Annotated in this window: 18 protein-coding genes, 5 tRNA genes and 1 pseudogene; 17 read left to right on the forward strand and 7 right to left on the reverse strand. The window is 49.8% G+C overall.

Features of this window, described 5'->3' with window-relative positions; all coding sequences use genetic code 11:
- Nucleotides 1–27: 27 nt before the first annotated feature.
- A complete protein-coding gene (locus ACZYR9_RS05265) occupies nucleotides 28–363 on the reverse strand; it encodes a hypothetical protein (RefSeq protein ID WP_488977426.1) in 336 nt (111 codons plus the stop codon).
- Nucleotides 364–599: 236 nt separating this feature from the next.
- Here ACZYR9_RS05265 and alr point away from each other — a divergent pair, with 236 nt between their 5' ends.
- The 4 genes and pseudogenes from alr to ACZYR9_RS05285 all read left to right on the forward strand — a co-directional run bounded on the left by alr (nucleotide 600) and on the right by ACZYR9_RS05285 (nucleotide 4,929).
- Nucleotides 600–1,787 carry an alanine racemase gene (gene alr, locus ACZYR9_RS05270; RefSeq protein WP_488977427.1) on the forward strand — a complete coding sequence of 396 codons (1,188 nt, stop codon included), beginning with the start codon at nucleotides 600–602 and terminating at the stop codon, nucleotides 1,785–1,787.
- 204 nt (nucleotides 1,788–1,991) lie between these two features.
- Nucleotides 1,992–2,273: a CopG family ribbon-helix-helix protein gene (locus ACZYR9_RS05275; protein WP_488977428.1), complete on the forward strand. Its 282-nt coding sequence runs from the start codon at nucleotides 1,992–1,994 to the stop codon at nucleotides 2,271–2,273.
- Nucleotides 2,274–2,276: 3 nt separating this feature from the next.
- Entirely contained in the window at nucleotides 2,277–2,627 is a 351-nt protein-coding gene (locus ACZYR9_RS05280) for a type II toxin-antitoxin system PemK/MazF family toxin (RefSeq protein ID WP_010494553.1), read from the forward strand.
- A gap of 90 nt (nucleotides 2,628–2,717) precedes the next feature.
- Nucleotides 2,718–4,929, forward strand: a pseudogene (locus ACZYR9_RS05285) (Tex family protein).
- Nucleotides 4,930–5,034: 105 nt separating this feature from the next.
- Here ACZYR9_RS05285 and cmpA read toward each other — a convergent pair.
- Nucleotides 5,035–5,175, reverse strand: coding sequence for a cortex morphogenetic protein CmpA (gene cmpA, locus ACZYR9_RS05290; protein WP_488977429.1), 141 nt, complete (start codon nucleotides 5,173–5,175; stop codon nucleotides 5,035–5,037).
- A gap of 80 nt (nucleotides 5,176–5,255) precedes the next feature.
- A complete protein-coding gene (locus ACZYR9_RS05295; protein WP_488977430.1) occupies nucleotides 5,256–5,618 on the reverse strand; it encodes a hydrolase/acyltransferase in 363 nt (120 codons plus the stop codon).
- A gap of 151 nt (nucleotides 5,619–5,769) precedes the next feature.
- On the opposite strand from ACZYR9_RS05295, the gene ACZYR9_RS05300 reads away from it, so the two are divergent.
- The 8 genes from ACZYR9_RS05300 (at nucleotide 5,770) to ACZYR9_RS05335 (ending at nucleotide 14,266) form a co-directional block, all read left to right on the forward strand.
- Nucleotides 5,770–6,234, forward strand: coding sequence for a SprT family protein (locus ACZYR9_RS05300; protein WP_488977431.1), 465 nt, complete (start codon nucleotides 5,770–5,772; stop codon nucleotides 6,232–6,234).
- A 187-nt stretch (nucleotides 6,235–6,421) separates the two neighbouring features.
- Nucleotides 6,422–7,156, forward strand: a complete 735-nt coding sequence (locus ACZYR9_RS05305) for a FadR/GntR family transcriptional regulator (protein WP_488977432.1) — start codon at nucleotides 6,422–6,424, stop codon at nucleotides 7,154–7,156.
- A gap of 168 nt (nucleotides 7,157–7,324) precedes the next feature.
- Nucleotides 7,325–8,692 carry an FAD-binding oxidoreductase gene (locus tag ACZYR9_RS05310; RefSeq protein ID WP_488977433.1) on the forward strand — a complete coding sequence of 456 codons (1,368 nt, stop codon included), beginning with the start codon at nucleotides 7,325–7,327 and terminating at the stop codon, nucleotides 8,690–8,692.
- A gap of 2 nt (nucleotides 8,693–8,694) precedes the next feature.
- Nucleotides 8,695–10,044, forward strand: a complete 1,350-nt coding sequence (locus tag ACZYR9_RS05315; protein ID WP_488977434.1) for a (Fe-S)-binding protein — start codon at nucleotides 8,695–8,697, stop codon at nucleotides 10,042–10,044.
- Between the two features lie 4 nt (nucleotides 10,045–10,048).
- On the forward strand, nucleotides 10,049–11,473 hold the full coding sequence (locus tag ACZYR9_RS05320) for an FAD-linked oxidase C-terminal domain-containing protein (protein ID WP_488977435.1): 1,425 nt from the start codon (nucleotides 10,049–10,051) through the stop codon (nucleotides 11,471–11,473).
- Between the two features lie 261 nt (nucleotides 11,474–11,734).
- Nucleotides 11,735–13,534, forward strand: coding sequence for an L-lactate permease (locus tag ACZYR9_RS05325; protein ID WP_488977436.1), 1,800 nt, complete (start codon nucleotides 11,735–11,737; stop codon nucleotides 13,532–13,534).
- A 559-nt stretch (nucleotides 13,535–14,093) separates the two neighbouring features.
- Nucleotides 14,094–14,169, forward strand: a tRNA-Asn gene (locus ACZYR9_RS05330).
- Between the two features lie 9 nt (nucleotides 14,170–14,178).
- Nucleotides 14,179–14,266: transfer RNA gene (locus ACZYR9_RS05335), tRNA-Ser, on the forward strand.
- Nucleotides 14,267–14,684: 418 nt separating this feature from the next.
- Here ACZYR9_RS05335 and corA read toward each other — a convergent pair.
- Nucleotides 14,685–15,617, reverse strand: coding sequence for a magnesium/cobalt transporter CorA (corA, locus tag ACZYR9_RS05340; protein ID WP_488977437.1), 933 nt, complete (start codon nucleotides 15,615–15,617; stop codon nucleotides 14,685–14,687).
- Between the two features lie 173 nt (nucleotides 15,618–15,790).
- On the opposite strand from corA, the gene ACZYR9_RS05345 reads away from it, so the two are divergent.
- Together ACZYR9_RS05345 and ACZYR9_RS05350 are read left to right on the forward strand one after the other, a co-directional pair.
- Nucleotides 15,791–15,862: transfer RNA gene (locus ACZYR9_RS05345), tRNA-Glu, on the forward strand.
- 94 nt (nucleotides 15,863–15,956) lie between these two features.
- Nucleotides 15,957–16,039, forward strand: a tRNA-Leu gene (locus tag ACZYR9_RS05350).
- Between the two features lie 140 nt (nucleotides 16,040–16,179).
- Here the strand turns inward: ACZYR9_RS05350 and ACZYR9_RS05355 are convergent.
- Nucleotides 16,180–16,374, reverse strand: a complete 195-nt coding sequence (locus ACZYR9_RS05355; RefSeq protein ID WP_488977438.1) for a DUF2500 domain-containing protein — start codon at nucleotides 16,372–16,374, stop codon at nucleotides 16,180–16,182.
- Nucleotides 16,375–16,501: 127 nt separating this feature from the next.
- Here ACZYR9_RS05355 and ACZYR9_RS05360 point away from each other — a divergent pair.
- Nucleotides 16,502–16,584, forward strand: a tRNA-Leu gene (locus ACZYR9_RS05360).
- Between the two features lie 131 nt (nucleotides 16,585–16,715).
- A complete protein-coding gene (locus ACZYR9_RS05365) occupies nucleotides 16,716–17,309 on the forward strand; it encodes a YitT family protein (RefSeq protein ID WP_488977439.1) in 594 nt (197 codons plus the stop codon).
- A 45-nt stretch (nucleotides 17,310–17,354) separates the two neighbouring features.
- Here ACZYR9_RS05365 and ACZYR9_RS05370 read toward each other — a convergent pair whose 3' ends face one another.
- The gene (locus ACZYR9_RS05370) at nucleotides 17,355–17,627 is read right to left on the reverse strand and encodes a hypothetical protein (RefSeq protein ID WP_488977440.1); all 273 of its coding nucleotides are present in this window, start codon (nucleotides 17,625–17,627) and stop codon (nucleotides 17,355–17,357) included.
- A 612-nt stretch (nucleotides 17,628–18,239) separates the two neighbouring features.
- Here ACZYR9_RS05370 and ACZYR9_RS05375 point away from each other — a divergent pair.
- Nucleotides 18,240–19,661, forward strand: a complete 1,422-nt coding sequence (locus ACZYR9_RS05375) for an S-layer homology domain-containing protein (RefSeq protein WP_488977441.1) — start codon at nucleotides 18,240–18,242, stop codon at nucleotides 19,659–19,661.
- Between the two features lie 120 nt (nucleotides 19,662–19,781).
- Here the strand turns inward: ACZYR9_RS05375 and ACZYR9_RS05380 are convergent, their stop codons facing one another.
- Nucleotides 19,782–20,231 carry a DUF2621 domain-containing protein gene (locus ACZYR9_RS05380; protein WP_488977442.1) on the reverse strand — a complete coding sequence of 150 codons (450 nt, stop codon included), beginning with the start codon at nucleotides 20,229–20,231 and terminating at the stop codon, nucleotides 19,782–19,784.
- Between the last annotated feature and the right edge of the window lie 151 nt (nucleotides 20,232–20,382).

Here is a 20,382-nt window from a genome sequence, read left to right on the forward strand (position 1 = left end):
CCATTCTCTGGGATGTTGTTGATTCGGCTACTTATTTTTAAGCATTTGGATTTCGGTCTCCAAACGGAGCCGGTTGTTATTCAGGACCTCGAATGTAAAATCGTGACGGCTGAGCTCTTGTTTGATTTCGGTAAAGCGATCGTTGATTTCGGCGCGAATTCCCTTTTGACCGTCTGCTAACATTTGAAGCTCCGCCCGTGTTTCTTGTCGGAACTCTTTCAGCTCCTTGTCCAAGGAATCGACTTTCGTTTCCAGCGAACCCATTCGGTTTTCCAACGAATCCATGCGGACGGTATTTTGTTTAACCTCGCCTTTGACCTCGCGCAGCTCCTCTATGATTTGATGGAGCAAATGTTCGCTCATAAGCTTTGGCCTCCTTTCTCTCTTATTTTGGTTACATCATTAATTATAGATTAAGACTTTGTGCGAGTAAACAGAAACTTTACTATTGTAATCTTTCCCAATCTGTTAAAAATCCGTGATATCGTTGACAGGACGAGGGTATACGGATTAACATAGTTCTAGTCATTAAGGGAAGCTCTTCCCCAAATGGGGTGGCTTCCCTTGCTTTTGTGAGACTTAAGAAGAAGGTGGACCTCGTGGATTCGTTTTACCGGCCGACGCGGGTAGAAATTTCGCTTGATGCACTGCGTCACAACCTGGAGGAGTTTCGAAGAGTACTTCCTGAACACGTAAGCATGATGGCTGTGGTCAAAGCAGACGCGTATGGCCATGGCGCTGTAGAGGTTTGCAGAGAGGCGCTTAGCAGCGGTGTGGAGTATATTGCTGTCGCTTTTTTGGACGAGGGCTTGGAGCTGCGGCAAGCGGGGATTACGGCGCCGATTCTGGTGCTCGGGTACACGCCGCCTGAGGGACTGGAAACGGCCTGGGAAAACGAGATTACATTAAATATTTACACGCATGAGCTGTTGGATGCATGGGAGAATTTGGGGCCCAAAGAGCGTCCGCTGAACATTCATATTAAGATTGATTCCGGTATGAACCGGCTCGGATTGACGGAAGAGCATGAAGCGATTGGACTGATCGAACGGGCCATGCGTATTCCGGGGCTGCGGGTGGAAGGGCTCTTCACCCATTATGCTTGCGCGGATGAGACGGACAAAAGCTATACGCTGGAGCAGTACGGACGTTTTGAACGGGTGGTGGAGCATTTTCACCGGCAGGGGATCCGGTTCCCTTGGGTGCATGCAGGCAACAGCGCTGCGGCAATCGATACGCCGAATTTGACGTTTAATATGGTACGGCTTGGGATCAGCATGTACGGCTTGTATCCTTCGGAGGAAGTCAATCAGCAAAAAGTCCGGCTCCAGCCGGTGCTAAGCATCAAGTCGGGCGTCGTTATGGTCAAGAAGGTGCCTCCCGGTTCGGGTGTCAGCTATGGTGCGATTTATCGGACGGAGGGCGAGGAGACGATTGCGACGCTGCCGATCGGATATGCGGACGGATTCTCAAGAATGCTGACGGGCAAAGCGCAGGTGCTGATCAGAGGACAGCGAGTGCCGATTGTAGGCCGAATTTGTATGGATCAATGTATGATGAATGTAACGGGGCTTTCCGATATATCTATAGAGGAAGAAGTCGTCATTCTGGGAAGCCAAGGGGAAGAACGAATCACAGCCGAAGAGCATGCCGGCTGGCTTGGAACCATCAATTACGAAATTATTTGCATGATCTCGCACCGTGTTCCCCGAGTCTATATCAAAGAAGGGCGCGCAGCGCATGCGGTCAATCCGCTGCTCCGCCACAGATGGGAACGTACAGTGTAACGGGTTGATTTTCCAATTGGATTTTTTCTTCGGGCTGAGAGGATTTTCGTGGTTTTCCGCGAATATGTATAGTCATATATTCTGTGGGCGCCGAGCGGTATAGCATATTTGCTATATCTTGTGCATATATTGATTTTGTATATTTTAACTGGGATTTTGCCATAATGGAAATAGGTGTTTGCATGTTTTTGGGGGTGCATGTTGGTGGCGGGTGCTCATAACACGAAGCGAATCATGATCAGCTTGCCGGATTATTTGCTGCAGGAAGTGGATCATCTGGTCGAGAAGGAAAATTCCAACCGCAGCGAATTTATCCGTCAGGCAATGAAGCTGTATTTGATCGAGCGGAAGAAAAGGCATTTGCGCGATTCGATGCAGCGCGGCTATATGGAGATGGCTAAGATCAACCTACACATGGCCTCGGAAGCATTTCAGGCGGAGGAAGAAGCGGATGACACGCTTGACCGTCTTGTAAGCGGGGTGTGACGAGTGATTGTCAAACGTGGCGATGTTTTTTTCGCGGATCTATCACCGGTCGTGGGTTCAGAGCAGGGCGGCATTCGGCCTGTTCTGATCATTCAGAATGATATCGGCAATCGCTTCAGTCCCACGGTCATCGTGGCAGCGATTACAGCACAGATACAGAAGGCCAAGCTGCCGACGCACGTGGAGATTGACGCGGAAGCGCACGGTTTTGACAGGGATTCGGTCATTCTGCTCGAACAAATCCGAACCATCGATAAGCAGCGGTTAACGGATAAAATCACGCACTTGGATGAAGAAACCATGCGCAAGGTCGATGAAGCTTTGCAAATCAGCGTAGGACTAATCGAGTTTTAAAAAATGCTGACGAGGCGGGGGGTGCGTGTGCCCTCGTTTTTTCGTTTTTGGACAGATAGAGAGGAGTAACTGTGGATGGCAAAAGAGCAAATGGTACAAGCGGGGGATGAACAAAATCAGGCGGAGTTGACCGCAGAGATGAAGGCGGCGATTCAGGAGCGGATTTTGAAGCAGATCTCCTCCGAGCTTCAGATTGCGGCAAGCCGGGTAAAGACGACCGTAGGGCTTTTGGATGAGGGGAATACGATTCCTTTTATTGCGCGGTATCGTAAGGAAATGACGGGTGAGCTTGATGAAAATCAGCTGCGCGACATTGAGGAGAGACTGACGTATCTGCGCAATCTCGAGGACCGGAAGCTGGAGGTTGTTCGTTTGATCGGCGAGCAGGGAAAGCTGACAGACGAGCTGCGCAGCGCCATTGAACAGTCGGCGAAGCTGCAGGAGGTTGAAGATCTGTACCGGCCTTACCGTCAAAAACGCAAGACGCGGGCAAGCGTGGCCAAGGAGAAGGGGCTGGAGCCGCTGGCGGAGTGGATTTTGGCACAGCCGAAGCAGGGAGAGCTGCTGTCCGAAGCCGCAGGCTATATCAGCGGGGAGAAGGGCGTGCAGACGGCTGAGGAGGCCGTACAGGGCGCAATGGATATCATCGCCGAGCAAATCGCCGATGATGCGAAAATCCGGGCCTGGGTGCGCCGCTATACCTTCGAGCAGGGTGTGCTTCGCACGGAAGCCAAGGATGCGCAGCAGGAATCCGTTTATGAGATGTACTATAGCTATCAGGAGCCGGTTCGCAAGCTGCCGCCTCACCGCATTCTGGCGGTGAACCGCGGGGAGCGGGAGGATGTGCTCAAGGTAACGCTGGACGTGCCCGTAGAACGTATTCACGACTACATAGCCAAGCAAATGATCAAAGGGCCGTCCGTAGTCTCGGATACACTGCAGGCTGTCATTGAGGATGCCTATAAAAGACTGCTGTCCTCATCGATCGAGCGGGAAGTGCGCAATGAGATGACGGAGAAAGCGGAGGAAAAAGCGATCGAGGTATTCGCGGAAAACCTGCGCAACCTGCTTTTGCAGCCTCCGGTCAAAGGCAAGGTGGTCCTCGGCGTAGACCCTGCATACCGGACGGGCTGTAAGCTCGCAGTCGTGGACGATACGGGCAAGATGCTCGAAATCGCCGTCACGTATCCGACGCCCCCGAACAACAAGGTTGCGGAGGCAAAGGTCGTCTTCGGCCGTCTGATCGACAAGTACGGCGTGGAATTGATCGTCATCGGCAACGGGACGGCCTCCCGTGAAACGGAGCAGTTCGTAGCCGATCTGATCGGCGAAGTGAAAGCGCGGAAGCTGCAGTATCTGATCGTGAGCGAGGCTGGAGCGAGCGTATACTCGGCGTCGAAGCTGGCGGCGGTAGAGTTCCCTGACCTGGACGTAGCGGAGCGAAGCGCGATCTCGATTGCCCGGCGGGTGCAGGATCCGTTGGCGGAGCTGGTCAAAATCGAGCCGAAAGCGATCGGTGTGGGACAGTACCAGCACGACGTCACGCAAAAAAGACTCGATGAAAGCCTGACCTTTGTTGTCGAGTCGGTGGTGAACCATGTTGGCGTTGATGTGAACACGGCCTCTCCGTCGCTGCTGTCCTATGTGTCGGGTGTGAACAGTACACTGGCCAAAAACATTGTGAAATATCGGGATGAGAACGGGAAGTTTGAAAGCCGTAAACAGCTGCAGAAGGTACCGCGGCTTGGGGCGAAGGCGTTTGAGCAGTGCGTGGGCTTCCTGCGAATCCCAGAGGGTGCGAATCCGCTCGATAATACGCCGATTCATCCCGAGTCTTACGGCGTAGTGGGACAAGCTGTTCCGTGAGCTGAAGGTAGAGCTCTCGCGGCTTGGAACTGCGGAGCTGAAAGAGATGCTCGGCAGGCTGGAGCCGGAAGAGCTGGCTTCAAAGCTGGACGTTGGCGTACCGACGCTGCGCGACATTCTCGATTCGCTGCAGCGGCCGGGCCGTGACCCGAGGGAGGAGCTTCCTGCGCCGATTTTCCGCACCGATGTGCTGCAGATCGAGGATTTGGCGCCGGGCATGGAGCTGAAGGGGACGGTTCGCAACGTGATCGACTTCGGCGCGTTCGTCGATATCGGGATTAAGAACGACGGACTTGTCCACATTTCGCAGATGAGCGACGCCTTCGTAAAGCATCCGATGGATGTGGTATCCGTAGGCGATGTAGTAACGGTATGGGTACTTAACGTCGATGTGAAAAAAGGCCGCGTCGGTTTGACGATGAAAAAGCCTTCTTAAGCAAAGAATAGAGCATAGGCCGGAGGCAAGGGGGTTCGCTTGGTTGATGTCGAAGCGAGTCCCTTTCGACTGGCATATGCTCTATTTATATTTGTCCGGATACGTTCAATGAAATTGGGATTCCGTAAAATGCGCATCTTGCTTACGTGTTCGATAAAAGAACCAGCAATCGTTAAGCAAACGGATTTGCCGGTGGTTCTTGTTATAAAAAGCGCGCATCAATTGGTTGCATAGCCACTGTGGCAAGCCGATCAGCCCCTTCCCGTCATGCTGCTGTACATCTTAGCATATGGCGAAAGGGACTGCGGGGTGCAGGTCCTTATGAATTACGCGAGCTCTTCTTCCTCTTCGTACCACTGCTCAAGCTGTGCTTGAAGGGCGCGGATTTCCGTAAGAAGGGAAATGAGCGGATATTCTTTTTCCTGCTCTTGAAGAGCGGAGAAGGTGCTCTCGAGCGCGTTGATGTATTCCAGGCCGTGCTGCAGCTTGTATGCCGGGTGAATAATCTCAAGCTGTTCGAACTCCGCGATAAACACCGGCAGGACAGGCTTGGACGGGATGGTTAGCTTATCGAGCTCTTTGTGTAATCTTTGATTCAGTGCGGCCAATTGGTACATATGTGTTGACGGCATCTCTACGAATTCCACCTGGTCGTTATGTTGAAGTAAAGCGTGTTTCATTTTGGACATGGGAAAACGGGCTCCTCTCACAAGATAAGACGTTAGTTCGTGCGTTAAAATGATTTTTCATGATTCCTACTTGACAGTGTAGCCTAACCTACGGTTACAATTCAAGTGAGAAACTTAAAGAGAGAAAGAGAATAAAGGATGGGAAAAATCGATGGATGACCGGCAGCTCCAGCAGTGGGTGGAGCAAATATCGTTGTCGTCGTTTGGGCTTCCTTTTGAGCATCAGGCTCGATTTAACCGGCGTTTGCGTTCTACCGGCGGACGGTATTTTACACGTACGCACGACATTGAAATCAGTTGGCTTCAGTATGAGCAATTCGGTACCTCCGACGTGGAGAAAATCATCAAGCATGAGCTGTGCCACTACCATCTGCATCTGCGGGGCAGGGGTTATCAGCATCGGGACAATGATTTTAAGCAGCTGCTGGCCAAAGTAGGCGGAACCCGCTATTGCAGATCGCTGCCCCAATCGCTCAAGCGCAAGGAACCGTATCGGTACAAGCTCGTGTGCGTGAGCTGCAAGGCGGAGTATTTGCGTAAAAGGAAGGTCGATCCGCGCAAATATGTATGCGGATATTGCAAGGGGAAATTGAGATTACACAGTATAATTCATTAGAATGGATTAATGGTTTGTTTCCGTAGAAAATAACACATTTGCGATAAGATAAATTTGCAATTCCCGTTCATATAGGTAAAACTAAAGGTAGGAAGTTGGAGTCTAACTACATTAGCGTTCGGATTCACTTGGCCTACATATCGTATTGCTGTATATGAAATAAGCTGATTCTGGTGGAGGAAAAAACGTGGACTTACAAGAAATAAAACCTCGGAAAATTTACGAACAAGTAGCAGAACAGCTGAAAAAAGCAATTGTATCAGGGCAATATCAGCCTGGGGAGAAGCTGCCTTCCGTTCGGGAACTAGGCGAATTGCTGAATGTCGGTCAGCCTTCTGTTCGGGAGGCGCTTAGCGCGCTAAGGGCCATGGGACTGGTGGAAATTCTGCAGGGGCACGGAACGTTTGTGGCCAAATATGATGCCGGAGAGTTAACCTCGAAAATTAATGAATTCGTTTTGGTCGGCAAAGAAGATATTTTGCATTTGATTGAAGTGCGAAAAATGCTGGAAGTTGGCGCGGCCCGCTCCGCTGCTGAGAAAAGGACGGGGAAAGACCTGCTGGAAATGGAGAAGTCGATTGAAATTATGAAGCGGAAGCTGACCTCTCCGGATGAGTGGGATAAGGCGGATTGGAGATTCCATTATGCGATTTCCCAAGCCACCCAAAATCCGATCCTCACATCACTTATGCAGTCTATTTCCGGCCGAACGCAGCAGGCACTAAAAGAAAACCGCCAAAAGCTTTTCACCACACAAGCGAAGCTGGAGCATTTACTCCATCATCATATCGCCATCTACGGTGCGATCAAAAACGGACTTGTTGATCAAGCGGAGAGCGCCATGCTGGAGCATCTTCTCTATGTTGAGACCCAATTAAAAGAATCGGTGCCTAATGAAAAAAGGGTAGACGAAATGAAATAGATAAAATATTATTATATTGAGGTGAAGACAAGGGATTTTTTTCCTTAAGGTCATAAGATGACCTTAATACCTTTTGACCTTATTTCTAAATTGTACCTTTATGCCGGTGCATCAGTAACTTCCACCTGGTAAACACCATTTGGGGAAGAGGAGAAATGGAGGAGAAGAATGATCGAGCTGGGGCGTAAAGAGAGTATTGAACCAATGGTGAAGGCATTGGCTTCCATTGTTGGGGAGTCTAACGTTGAAGCGGCCGACTTGGCCGGCGGGAATGCGGGAGAATATAGAATTCACGCTTATGTAACCGCTTACCCTGGAAACGAGACGGAAATTGCCGAGATTATGAAATTTGCCCATGCCGCGGAGTTGTCAGTCGTTCCGCAAGGAGGGGGCACGAAAGACGCCTTTGGCCTGCTGAAGCAGCAGCCGGATATTCTTTTGTCACTGCGCAGATTGACCGGTATCGTAGATCATCCTGCCGGGGATATGACGGTTACTGTTTTGCCGGGCACAACGGTTTTCCAAATACAGCAGCAATTGGCGCAATATCAACAGTTTTTGCCGGTTGATCCGGCGTGGCCGCAGGATGCGACGATCGGAGGTATTGTATCAGCCAATACGACCGGACCGAAGAGAGCGCTTTACGGTTCGCCGCGGGATTTAGTGCTTGGGGCGAGAGTGGTTTATCCTGACGGCACGATCATTAGAACCGGGGCGAAAACCGTGAAGAATGTGGCCGGCTATGATATGAATAAGCTTTTTATCGGTGCGATGGGGACGTTAGGAATTATTACGGAGCTGACGTTTAAAGTGAGGCCAATGGCGAAATATACGGCTAATGTGATCGTTTCGCATCAACGGGCGGAAGACTTGATGAAGCTTCAATTGGAAGTGCTTGACTCCTACCTGGAACCGACGGCCATGGAATTCGTCAATCCTACGCTAATCCATCAGTTAGGTTTGGACGTGCCGCAAAGTCATGCCCTAATCTTCGCCTTTGAGGATGTGGAAAAATCGGTTAGGTACCAGGTGGATTGGTTGACCAGGCAAGCCTCTGTACTGGGATTGGAGGTTACTGCCGTTCAGGAGCAAGAGAAGGCCCAAGATTTCTGGAAAAGCTACGTGAATTTGCTTCCCAATTCATTGTATGCGGATGCACGGAAGTGCGTCGTTTCCTTGAAAATATCCTGTTTGCTTACGCAAATGAAAGGTCTGCTTGATGCGCTTGAGAGCGCTGCCATCGAAACCGGCCTTTCCGTGCTGGCCATGGGCGGAGGAGCGACAGGAATTGGCCGAATGGTTTTGGAAGCCGGAAATGAACATGAACAGGGGATTGTACAATGGATTGAGCGATCCATGGAAATCGTCGGCGAGCAAAAGGGCCATTTGATTATTGAATTTGCTCCGCAAACGATTCGTTCAAAGCTTCCCGTTTGGGGAAAAGAACGGGCTGATTTTACGCTGATGAGAGGGATTAAAGCTAAAATTGATCCGCTTTGGATTTTGAATCCGGGCCGATTCGCAGGGGGGATATAGGAATGTCCGAAAATGCGTTAAAAACGATGACTTCACCGGCGTGCGACACGATTTCTCTAAAATCGAACTATCCGTTTGAAGATGCGCCTGACCCGAATAAGTTCTCGGAATGCGTTCACTGCGGAATGTGTCTTGAGGCTTGTCCGACTTACCAGGAGGAGCAGCTAGAGGCCCATTCGCCCCGGGGCAGAGTATATTTAATTAAATCGGTTGCCGAAGGGAAAATGGAACTGAATGACGTGTTTAAAGAGCCGGTTTTCACTTGTTTGGACTGCAGAGCGTGTGAGACGGCTTGTCCTACAGGAGTTCAAGTGGGCGGTCTGATCGAAGAGGCCCGCGGCCAATTGTATAAAGCCGACCCGCCGAAGGGATGGAAGGGGGCCGCCAGCCGTTTCTTTCTGAAAGGGATTTTTCCGCACAACAAGCGTCTGCGCCTATTGGGCAAATTAACGCGGGTATATCAAAAATCGGGATTGCAAACAACCGCGCGTAAATTAAAGCTGCTGCAAATTTTGCCCAAGCATCTGCAAGAGATGGAAGCGGCAATGCCGGAAATTCCAAAGTCTTCTGTCCTTGCTTCCTATCCTGAAGTTGTTCCCGCCGTCGGGGAAAAACGGGCTCGCGTAGCTGTTCTGACCGGGTGCATTATGGATGTGATGTTTAGCGATATTAACGAAGCGACGATTCGGGTGCTGCAGCGAAACGGCTGCGAGGTGGTCATTCCCAAAAGTCAGAACTGCTGCGGGGCGCTTCAAGTCCATGCGGGTGACCGCGATACGGCCAAAATGCTGGCTCGCCAAAATATCGATACCTTTCTTTCGAACGACATCGATGCGATTATTGTCAACGCCGCGGGATGCGGGGCAGCGCTTAAGGAATACGAAGAATTGCTGAAGAATGATCCGGCCTACCACGGCAAAGCGGAAATGTTTTCGGAGAAAATCAAAGATGTTTCGCAGTTTATCCATGACCTTGGGCTCGTTCCTCCGAAGGGGGCGCTTGATGTGACCGTTACTTACCATGATGCTTGCCATCTGGCCCACGCGCAAGGTGTCAGGGCGGAGCCTAGACAGCTGCTGGCCAGCATACCTGGAGTGAACATGGTTAACCTGCCTGATGCCGATCGCTGCTGCGGCAGCGCCGGAATTTACAATATTACGAATCCCGATATGGCCGGTGCGCTGCTCGATCGAAAGATGAATGATATTCCGTCCGGCTGTGACATGGTTGCGATGGGGAATCCGGGCTGTATGATGCAGTTTAACATAGGTATCGTACGTCACGGCCGTCAGGAGAAAATCGTTCATACGATTCAACTGCTGGATTGGGCCTACCAAAAAGAAGAGGAGTGACGGGATGGAACAGATGCACCGCGATTTTATCGACATGCTGGGCACCAAAAGTGTGCTGTATCGATATGAAGATCTGGTGGCATATGAATGTGACGGCTATACGATTCATAAAGCGAAGCCAAGCGCCGTCGTATTTCCGAAAAATACGGAAGAAGTCGCCCAAATCGTGAAATATTGCTATGACCGGAAAATTCCGTTTCTCCCGCGAGGGGCCGGCACCGGACTAAGCGGAGGTGCGATTCCGTTGAACAACGAAGTCATCATCAGTCTTGTCAGAATGAATAAGCTGCTGGAGGTGGATCTTCCCAACCGGCGCGCCGTTGTGCAGCCGGGATATGTGAATCTGAAATTAACGAATTCCATTGCCTCGAAAGGTTATTACTACGCGCCTGATCCTTCCAGCCAATACGCTTGTACGATCGGAGGAAACGTTGGGGAGAATGCGGGCGGGGCCCACTGCCTTAAATACGGTGTAACGACCAACCACGTGATTGGACTCGAAATGGTTCTTCCGAATGGGGAGATCGTGGAATTGGGCGGCTTGCCCGACACCCCGGGATACGATTTGCCAGGCATTGTCGTCGGTTCTGAAGGGACGATGGGGATTGTCACCAAAATCACGGTTCGTGTATTGAAAAAACCGGAAGCGTTTAAAACCGTATTGGCCTTGTTTGATGATGTGGGCGATGCCAGCCGTGCGGTTTCGGGAATTATCGCCAAAGGGATCGTCCCGGCCGCGCTTGAAATGATGGACCGCATTGCCATCGAAGGGGTTGAGAAAGGAAACTACCCGGTTGGCTATCCGAAGGATTTAGCCGCAGTTCTCATCGCCGAAGTAGATGGAATTGCCGCCGGGCTTCAAGATCAGATTGACGATATTATGGAGGTTTGCCGCACTCACAATATCCGGGAGCTTAAAGCAGCGGAGACTCCCGAGGAAAGAGCCCGTTGGTGGGCGAACCGCAAGCAAGCTTTCGGCGCGATGGGGACGATTTCACCCGGATACCTTGTACAAGACGGATGCATTCCCAGGAGCCGTCTCCAGGAAGTGCTTGAGGAAATCGAACGCATCAGTGAAAAATACGGGCTGCGGATTGCCAACGTTTTTCATGCGGGAGACGGGAATTTGCATCCGCTCATTCTGTTTGACGCAAGAATCCCGGGGGAAACCGACCGCGCGATGAATGCCGGGTCTGAAATTCTCAAGAAATGTGCCGATGTCGGGGGCTCCATTACCGGAGAGCACGGTGTGGGGATCGAGAAAATGGAAGAGATGCGATTTATCTTAAACGATGATGAATTGCAGGCTCAGATGGATATCAGGTCTGTATTCAATAGCGAAGATTTGTGCAATCCCGGCAAGCTGCTGCCCAAACCGGCCCGCTGCGCTGAAGTGAAACTATACGACAAAGAAAAGAGTGCCGTTTAGCGATTGTCGATGAAGTAACGAAAAATATACCCCGGGGAATCTCCCCGGTAAAGAAATTTGTATACGCTTACATTGTAAATTGTGCTCAATCTTCAGCTTGATTTTCACACTCCATTGTGAATGTATTGAGCAATTCAATAATAGCTATATGGTGAAGGAAAGGAGGCAGGTGGAATAAAGGATCGGCTTCGGCTCTGATCGAAGGCTCAACTCGACGGTTTTCAAAGAATACGATTTACATTTCGAAGGAGGTTATGTTTTATGATGGCTCTGTTAGCTCTCTTGCCTATTGCTGCCGTATTTTTGTTTCTTGTCGTTCTTCGTTGGCCCGCTAGTAAAGCCATGCCCCTTGCCTACGCGGTGGTTGTCATTTTGGCATTGTGGATATGGGGAATCCCGTTCAACATGGTTGCCGCTTCAACGGTCGATGGTTTTATAACCGCTATTACTTTGCTGTACATTATTTTCGGCGCCATTCTGCTTCTGAATACATTGCAGGAAAGCGGCGGGATTTCCGCCATTCGCGCCGGTTTATCCAGTATTTCACCGGACCGGCGGATTCAGGCGATCATTATTGCTTGGCTGTTCGGCTCCTTCATTGAAGGCGCCGCCGGATTTGGAACTCCGTCCGCCGTCGCGGCGCCGCTTCTTGTTGGGCTGGGCTTCCCGGCGATGGCTGCGGTTATGTCTTCCTTGATTATCCAAAGTACCCCCGTCTCCTTCGGTGCATTGGGTACCCCGATTCTTGTCGGCGTAAGTACGGGTCTTGGGAACGGACAGCTGGCAGATGTAACCTCAACATTGGGGGTGACAAGCGCTCAATGGGGCAGCTATTTAGCTTCAATCGGTGCTAAAGTTGCCTTTTTGCATGCGGTTGCCGGTACGCTTGTACCGCTGTTCCTGGTTTGTTTATTGACCAAATATTTCGGCAAAAACAAGTCGTTTAAGGAAGGGCTGGGTGCTTGGAAGTTTGCCATATTCGGCGCTTTCGCTATGACGGTTCCTTATTTCATTGTGGCTAACACGCTTGGACCGGAATTTCCGTCAATGTTCGGCGGCTTGATCGGCTTGGCGATTGTTGTTTTCGGCGCCAAAAAAGGCTGGTTTTTACCCAAAGACGGTGTCTGGCAATTCGAAAAGAAGGATAACTGGGACCCGATTTGGAACGGAACGATAGAAATTAAGGACATCGTTCACAGATCAGGTGGCATGACCGGCTTAAAAGCATGGGCACCGTATGTACTTGTGGGATTGTTCCTTGTGGCTACCCGCCTTACCTTTTTGCCGATTAAAGGATGGCTTACCGGGATAAGTGTAAAGCTGGAAAATATTTTTGGGGCCGGCGTTAATGTCGCTGTGCAGCCGCTTTATTTGCCCGGGACGATTTTTATCGTTGTTGTATTGCTGACTTATTTCATTCATAACATGGATGGCAGTTCGTTTAAGCGGGCATGGGGAAATTCATTTAAGTCAACGCTTCTCGCTTCAACTGCGCTCATCTTTGCCGTGCCTATGGTGAAGGTATTTATAGGCAGTGCCAAAGGGACTGCAGGCTTTGAGAGCATGCCGATCGTGTTGGCTGAAGGGGTTGCCTCAATTGCAGGCTCGTTCTGGCCGATCTTTGCCCCGTTTATCGGTTCGCTGGGTGCCTTTATCGCCGGAAGCAACACGGTAAGCAACATGATGTTCTCTTACTTTCAATTCGGTGTCGGGACGCGAATCGGTGTTGATCCGAGCTGGATTGTCGCGCTGCAAGCGATTGGGGGAGCGGCAGGTAATATGATTTGCGTACATAACGTCGTTGCCGCATCCGCGACAGTAGGCATGGCTGGAAAAGAAGGTCTGCTGATCCGTAAAACATTGCTTCCGATGTCCTACTATGCTTTGTTTGGCGGTTCTATCGGCTATGTCACCCTCTATGGTTGGGGACTCAACGCCGGAACTTTAATTATTGCGGCTGTAGTCATCGGAACGATTTATATCATAACCAAGTATGGAAGCGGCCAATTTCCGACAGGATTAAACTCCGGTGGTAAAAGCATCGACAGAAACATCAGGTAGAGCTTATTGAAAGAAATGAATTTAATTCAGGATTAAAGCCGAAATCAGAGTCGCTATATAGCGGATATTTTACGATTGACAGGGCTTCTTGACCAAAAGGCAGAATACGTTTTGCAGGCAGGGATTCGATGTCAGGTTATATATTAGGCGAAGTACCTGATAGATTCGACGCGCAGTGTGAGCATCACGGGTGATCGTAAACGCTTACCTGCGTAAGCGCTGGCGCAGCGTGGGGCTGGACAGTACCCCTTATTCACTTGCACGCCAATCGGAAAGACAGCATCGTCGCTCAAAGGCTCGATATCATCCAAATCGCTTCTGTCTTGGCAGTGTATGCCTGCGAGCTTTTATTTACATCGCGTGCAAGTGAAAGGGGGTTCGCAAATGAATAAATGGATTGATTCGAAAAGCTTGAAAATTAAACAGTGGGATGAGGTCAAACATGTTATTTTCGGAAAGAAGCCTTCGTAATCCCTGTTATATGATGCACGATGGATGTGCGCTTGAGATGACTCACGCTTGACTTGAAGCGTAATTCATGATAAATTTTTAGTGTCGTTCCCTGATAGCTCAGTTGGTAGAGCACTCGACTGTTAATCGAGTTGTCACAGGTTCGAGTCCTGTTCGGGGAGCCATCTTTTCTTGGAGAGATACCCAAGTGGCTCAAGGGGACCCTCTGCTAAGGGGTTAGACTGCGTAAGTGGTGCGAGGGTTCGAATCCCTCTCTCTCCGTATACATAATGAAAAAACTACCCATAGTTCTGGGTAGTTTTTTTCGTAAGGAGAGAACGGGAGGGATAAGAACCGGAGAAGAGGGGGTGTGGAGCAGCGTAGGGAACGCCGCGAGACTCCGTAGGACGGCACATCATGCGCTGTCTCTTTTTCGTTGTACACACCTGAAAATGATATCGGCATCTTTTCTGTGGATATGTAAAAGCGCGGTATCGTCAAGAAAGATCACCTTAAGGATTATAGAATGAGCTGCTGGCGTTGTTTTGGAATTTCTATTGCGATAGGCAACAGGAGAAAGCAGGCAGCTTTTTTCTCAATGTAATTCCTTAATTACTCATGGTACGGGGAGCGGGCCCCGGGTGTTCTCTTTTCGGCTCCTATGATGTTGAGGTGAACTTCCCAATCTAACGCCCGCATTTCAAATCCATTTTTTCCATTTAAAGATGCGCCACATTCCAACGGATACGCCAATCATTAAAATCCATACGTACAAATAACCGAAATCCCAATTCAGTTCAGGGATATTTTTGAAGTTCATGCCGTACAATCCGACAATAAAGGTCAGCGGGAGAAAGATAGAGCTAATGATCGTAAGAGTCTTCATAATCTCGTTCATGCGATCGGATTTCATGCTCATTTGCAGTTCCAGGAGGCCTGTCAATGATTCTCGGTAAATGTCGAGCGAGTCGATTACCCGGGAAATATGATCATAGATGTCGATGAAATAAACGTCCGCTTCCTTACGTAAATAAGGGAAGTTCTGATGGCTCATGGCACCGAGCAGCGATTTTTCCTCAACGATAATTCGGCGCAGCAAATGCATCGTACGTTTGAGATGGAACACCTCTTTGGATATGCGAACGTAAGGGCTGCGGTAAATGTTCCGTTCCATACGATCCACGCGATCCTCGATTTGATTGATAATGTCGGTATAATCATCGACACAGCGGTCCAAAATCCGATACAAGATACGTCCGGGATGCTCCATACTATCGTCCGTGTGTAAAAACTGCTTCTGCAGCTCTTCCATTATCGGGATCGGTTTTTTACATACGGTGATTACGAAGTTCGATCCGATGACGAGGCCGAATTCGACAGTCGAGAGATTCTTATCGACAATGGCAAAAAACGTCAGAAAAATATGATTCTGATGGCGGTCCATTTTGGGGCGTTGTTTAAGCTTGATGCAGTCCTCCACCACTAGAGGGTGACAATGAAAGAGTTCTCCGAGAACATGCTCAACCTGCTCCGGAGCCGGGTCGGTCATATGTATCCAAGCAATTTCATCTTGATCCGGAACGCGAATATCTTGTTCGGTGATGTGGCCTGTCGATAATCGGTAGATCAGCATGGCTGGCACCTCGTTATTATGCTGTAATTTTCTTCTATTTTAGCATACCGGAATTTTTGATCAAAAACCTTCTTGTATTCCCGGAAATTTTCAAAAAAATATCTTGTCAACCTTGGAGTATTCCGCTATAATAACACTTGTCGCTCAAAAGGCGGCCGATATCTTCATAGCATGGCCCGTTGGTCAAGGGGTTAAGACACCTCCCTTTCACGGAGGTAACAGGGGTTCGAATCCCCTACGGGTCATACCGAGGGTTCGTCGGAGGATAAGCTTTGTTAGCTTCGGCTTCGCAGCTAGAAGCGCGCGGAGAGTATCCTCTGCGGGTCCGTATAATAACATGCGGTTGTGGTGGAATGGCAGACACGCTATCTTGAGGGGGTAGTGGGCGTACGCCCGTGGAGGTTCGAGTCCTCTCAACCGCATAATCACCAATAAGCCTGGTGATCCTAAAGGATCATCAGGCTTATTTTTTTGATTGACGTTAGGGGGAGGCTTCTGGAGATAAACGCCTGGATGCTTTCTCCTCTCTCCCGACTCTGGGGCGATGCCCAAAAAATAAACGCTAGCCTGTTCGCTGAAATGCCAGGAAGCGGGTGCCTTGGTATGAAAGTGTCCCCTGATCTCCTTCGGCCATTAGACCGAATTCGCCGGGACGCACATGAAATTCGCGGCGTTCTCTCTGATCAAATTCAAATGTGACATAATAGGTAAAGTTATCGATATAGTCTAAACGCAATTCCGTGTCGGGATGTTTCAAGAATTGGAATTCGTTAAGCCGTAAAGAGAGGCTATTAGTGAAAGCGTTCCGAAGCGCGTGAGGGTGGAATGTGCTCGTAAGGGCGGACTTTACTCATGCCGGAGAAAAAGATATAATTATTTTATTCGCGGTTGTGGTGGAATGGCAGACACGCTATCTTGAGGGGGTAGTGGGCGTACGCCCGTGGAGGTTCGAGTCCTCTCAACCGCATTCTGACGTAAGCCGTAAACCCTTGATATCCAAGGGTTTTTTCTTTTGTATTTGCAGGGCCCATAGTTAGATGCACATTTTTTACGTGTTCAGCATATAAATCAGACATGCCTTGATGGGAGCTGGTTTGGTTGCTGTACCATAAAATCGTTGCAATCCTGACGGGAAGCTTGCTGATCGCCATAGGTGTGAATTGTTTTTTGATGCCATTTAAGGTTTTGGACGGCGGAATTATTGGAATAGCTCTCATCCTTAATTATTTATTCAAAATCAAAGTGGGGCTTGTGGTGATCCTGTGCAGTATCCCCATCTTTGTGTTTGCGTGGCTTTATTGCCGTGAATTGGTCTACAACAGCTTGCATGGAATGCTGCTCTCCTCCTATCTGATCGATATATTGGAGCCGTTCCACTTTTATTTTCTTTATTATGTGAATTTGCCGCCGGTTAACAGCAGCATCATCGGCGGCATCGTTGTCGGCGCGGGTATCGGAATTATGCTGAGATATGATACCAGCACCGGAGGAACGGATTTAATGGCTCAATTTCTATCGAGGCATGTTCGGTTTAATGTGGGAATTCTTATTTTTTTCATCGATGCGATCATCGTAAGTCTCGGGGGGGTGTTGATCTCCGCAGAGACATTTGTGTTATCTGTCATTACGATAACGGTTGGTGGCGCGGCGACGACGCTGTGTACGCTCAAATATACCGAACGTTTCAATTGAAAAAAAACAAAAAGCCTCCCTTTCTGGGAGGTCTTTATGTATAAGCTATAGGCGCAGCAGGGCTTGACGTTCGGCCTGTGGACGACACGCTTTGCATACACCGACCACTTTATCGCGGCCTGAATAAAAGGTTAGTTCCTTCGGAGGAACCTTCTTCTTGCAGTAAGAACAGCTCTGTTTGGACATGGGTAGTTTGCTTCGGCGGGGACCGAGGCGCCGCGGGCCCTTTGGTTTCATCCTTAAGGCAAACCAGATGGCGGTCGCAGCGATGAAAAGGATGAGTCCGTACAGGAATATCTTTTCTTGATCACCGAACATGTTGTCATCCCCCTCATGTTGTCCGGATGATAGACAGGGTCTCGCTACACCAATATTTCGTCAGCCGGGCTTTGATTCCTTTTTTTTCAGCAGTAATGTCTGATTTTTCGGTTCTCTAAAACGGATCCCATCTTATCTTATGTAATGATGGGGGTGCAAATATGCAGATGAACGGGGCGCTGAATGCGGCGGCAAGCGGAGATGCTTTGAAGCAAGCCGTCGGTGCTTGCTATCCAAAGTGAAGGATACCCAAGTGTTTCGGACGGCGGTAATGCTTCAGGATCTCGCTGCTGGGCGGCATCCGAAATTAGGTATGAGCTGGATATCCGAGTGCAGCATAGGGATCCGCTAAACTTTAGGAAAGTACAGAACGAGCACATAAAGTGAAAAATGAAACGAAACCCGCGTGCCTAATTTTTCCCGTCATATTTCATGAGACAATGGACCGCCAGAAGGTTCGGCAGTGCGGAAGCTTGCTTGCGACGTGGCGGTGGAAATCCTTAATGGCAGGCGGTTTTTGTGATGCCATAGGGAAGGTTTAGAGCGGTTGCTGTAACAAAATTGGCCTCATGTACCGATAAAAAAGGAAAGTGATGGGAGGTTTCGCGATTCATGAGAAAAGCTAGCGGCCAGATGTGGCGCAAACTCGTGCTTTTGGTGTCATTCGCTCTTTTGTCGTCGTTATTGCCGGTTCGGGTGTTCGGCGCAGAGAGCGGCTTTCGGGATGTCGATCCGCAGCGTTATGCCTGGGCGATCAACTCCATAAAGCTGATGACGGATAAACAAGTGCTAACCGGTTATCCCGACGGCCTGTTCCGGCCGGATCAAACGATCAGCAAAGCGGAGTGGACAATCATGGTCCACCGTCTATTTAATAAGTACCGTCCCAATCAGTATGCGGTAGGGATGAAGAAGATCAGCTATTTTACGGATGTGCCTCCGCTTCACTGGGCGCATGGGCCCATTTCGGATATTTATGACGCGTCCTTTCGCATTGGCGGATACGGGATCAGCCGAACGGGTGATTTGGCCTTCCGGCCGGATCAAGCGATGAACCGGCTTCAGTTGGCGCAGATGCTTTACGCCTTCTTTGATCATCGGCTCATGGATCGCAGACTGAGTGAAAACGATGTGTGCGCTGTCATGATGGAGTTTAGGGATGTACCTTTCAAGTTGTTTCTTGACCCTGAGGAATATGCTGCCGCCAAAGCGGACGGAAGGTACGGAGCGGGGGGATTGATGGATGTTGAAAGCAGCAATGTATATCCGTCGCTCTTTATGGGAAATCATTCAAGCAACTGCAAGTTCGGAGACGATCCGCTCTCGAATGTGCAATCTACGGCGCTCGTCAGTCTGAAAGCAAACGGCATCATGACGCCTAACGATAACGGGTACTTCCGGCCGAAGGATAGAGTGACACGGGCGGAGGCTGTGACGATTCTCAATCGGATTTATAATTACCTTAATAATAACAGCTTTCTCTCGGACTATACTTCAATTGAGCTTGATGCCTCCGGTTCCGGCGGCGTTTCTGCCGGGACAGGCGGGGGGGCACCCTCATCCGGAGGGGGCTCCTTCAATAACAATCCAGGCAGCAGTATCATCGTTCCACCGAATTCGGGCGGAAATACCGGAGGAGGGGGCGGATCCGGCGGCGGGAATAACGAGAACCCGGAATGGTCGGATAAATCGGTCATTCGCGTTACGGATTATTTTAACGACCAGGGCGTCATTGTGAAAAATGTGAAGTTGTCCGGAGAGATCGAGACAGCGGTGCAGCCTAACGGGAAAAAGTTTTTGACCATCGATATGAAATCGAAGGAGAAGGTTGATCTGTACATTATTTTGGACGGGCGCGTAGGCTTCGTCAGGCAGGAAGAGCTGCCGCTGACCTTGCCTTTGAGCGGTATTGGCACCGTGGGTCTCCGATCGCAGAAGCGGGATACGAAATCGACACGGACGACGGAATATCATACCACGCTCAGCGTGGCATTATATGACGAGGATCCGGGAAACGGCAAAAAGCGGAGATAGACAGTTGGAAGGCCCTTATCCCTTCCCTATGGGAGGATAGAGGCCTTTTTGCCGAGCTTGAAATAGAGGCAGGCCTAACAACAAAAAATCCCGCCCGACGGATCGAGAGGGATTCCTGGTTCACTGCAGCAGATGCTTAAAGGAGCTATAGTCGATTTGCTTTTTGTCGAGATAGGAGGTCAGGCTCTTGTAATCGCGTTTGGGCGTGGCCAGAATGTAACCCTTGATGCAGTGATCCTGCGTGACTTCTTTCGCTTTATCCTCCAGAGCGACTTGTCCGATCTGCGCGGCGATGGAGTGTCTGGCGATGTCGCGAAACGGCGTGGGAACCGGTTCAACAAGGATTTCGAGGAAGGCTTTGGATTCTTCTGTCCATAAATGGCGGGATGCTTCAACATAATGGTTCTGCCAGTCGAGCTTGGACTTGCCGTCATTGCCCATTGGCAGCACCTTCAAAAATTTACGGAACATAAAATAGCCGCCGACCGACATGAAGAAAAGCAGCACGAACACCCAAAACAGAATAAACCACATAAACCCCGAGGGCGGGGCGGAACTGGATAAAAACATCGTACATTTCACCTCGACACCATTATACCGTAAATTCAGGCTTCTGGAAAACGGCAGAATGAAGCGGTCGTGAGGCTTTTTAAATGATAAAGGCAGTATACATTTCTTCATCGAAAAGGCTTCGGTCAGAAGCTTTTCTTTGAAGAGAAAC

The organism is Paenibacillus sp. F024, from assembly GCF_057814255.1.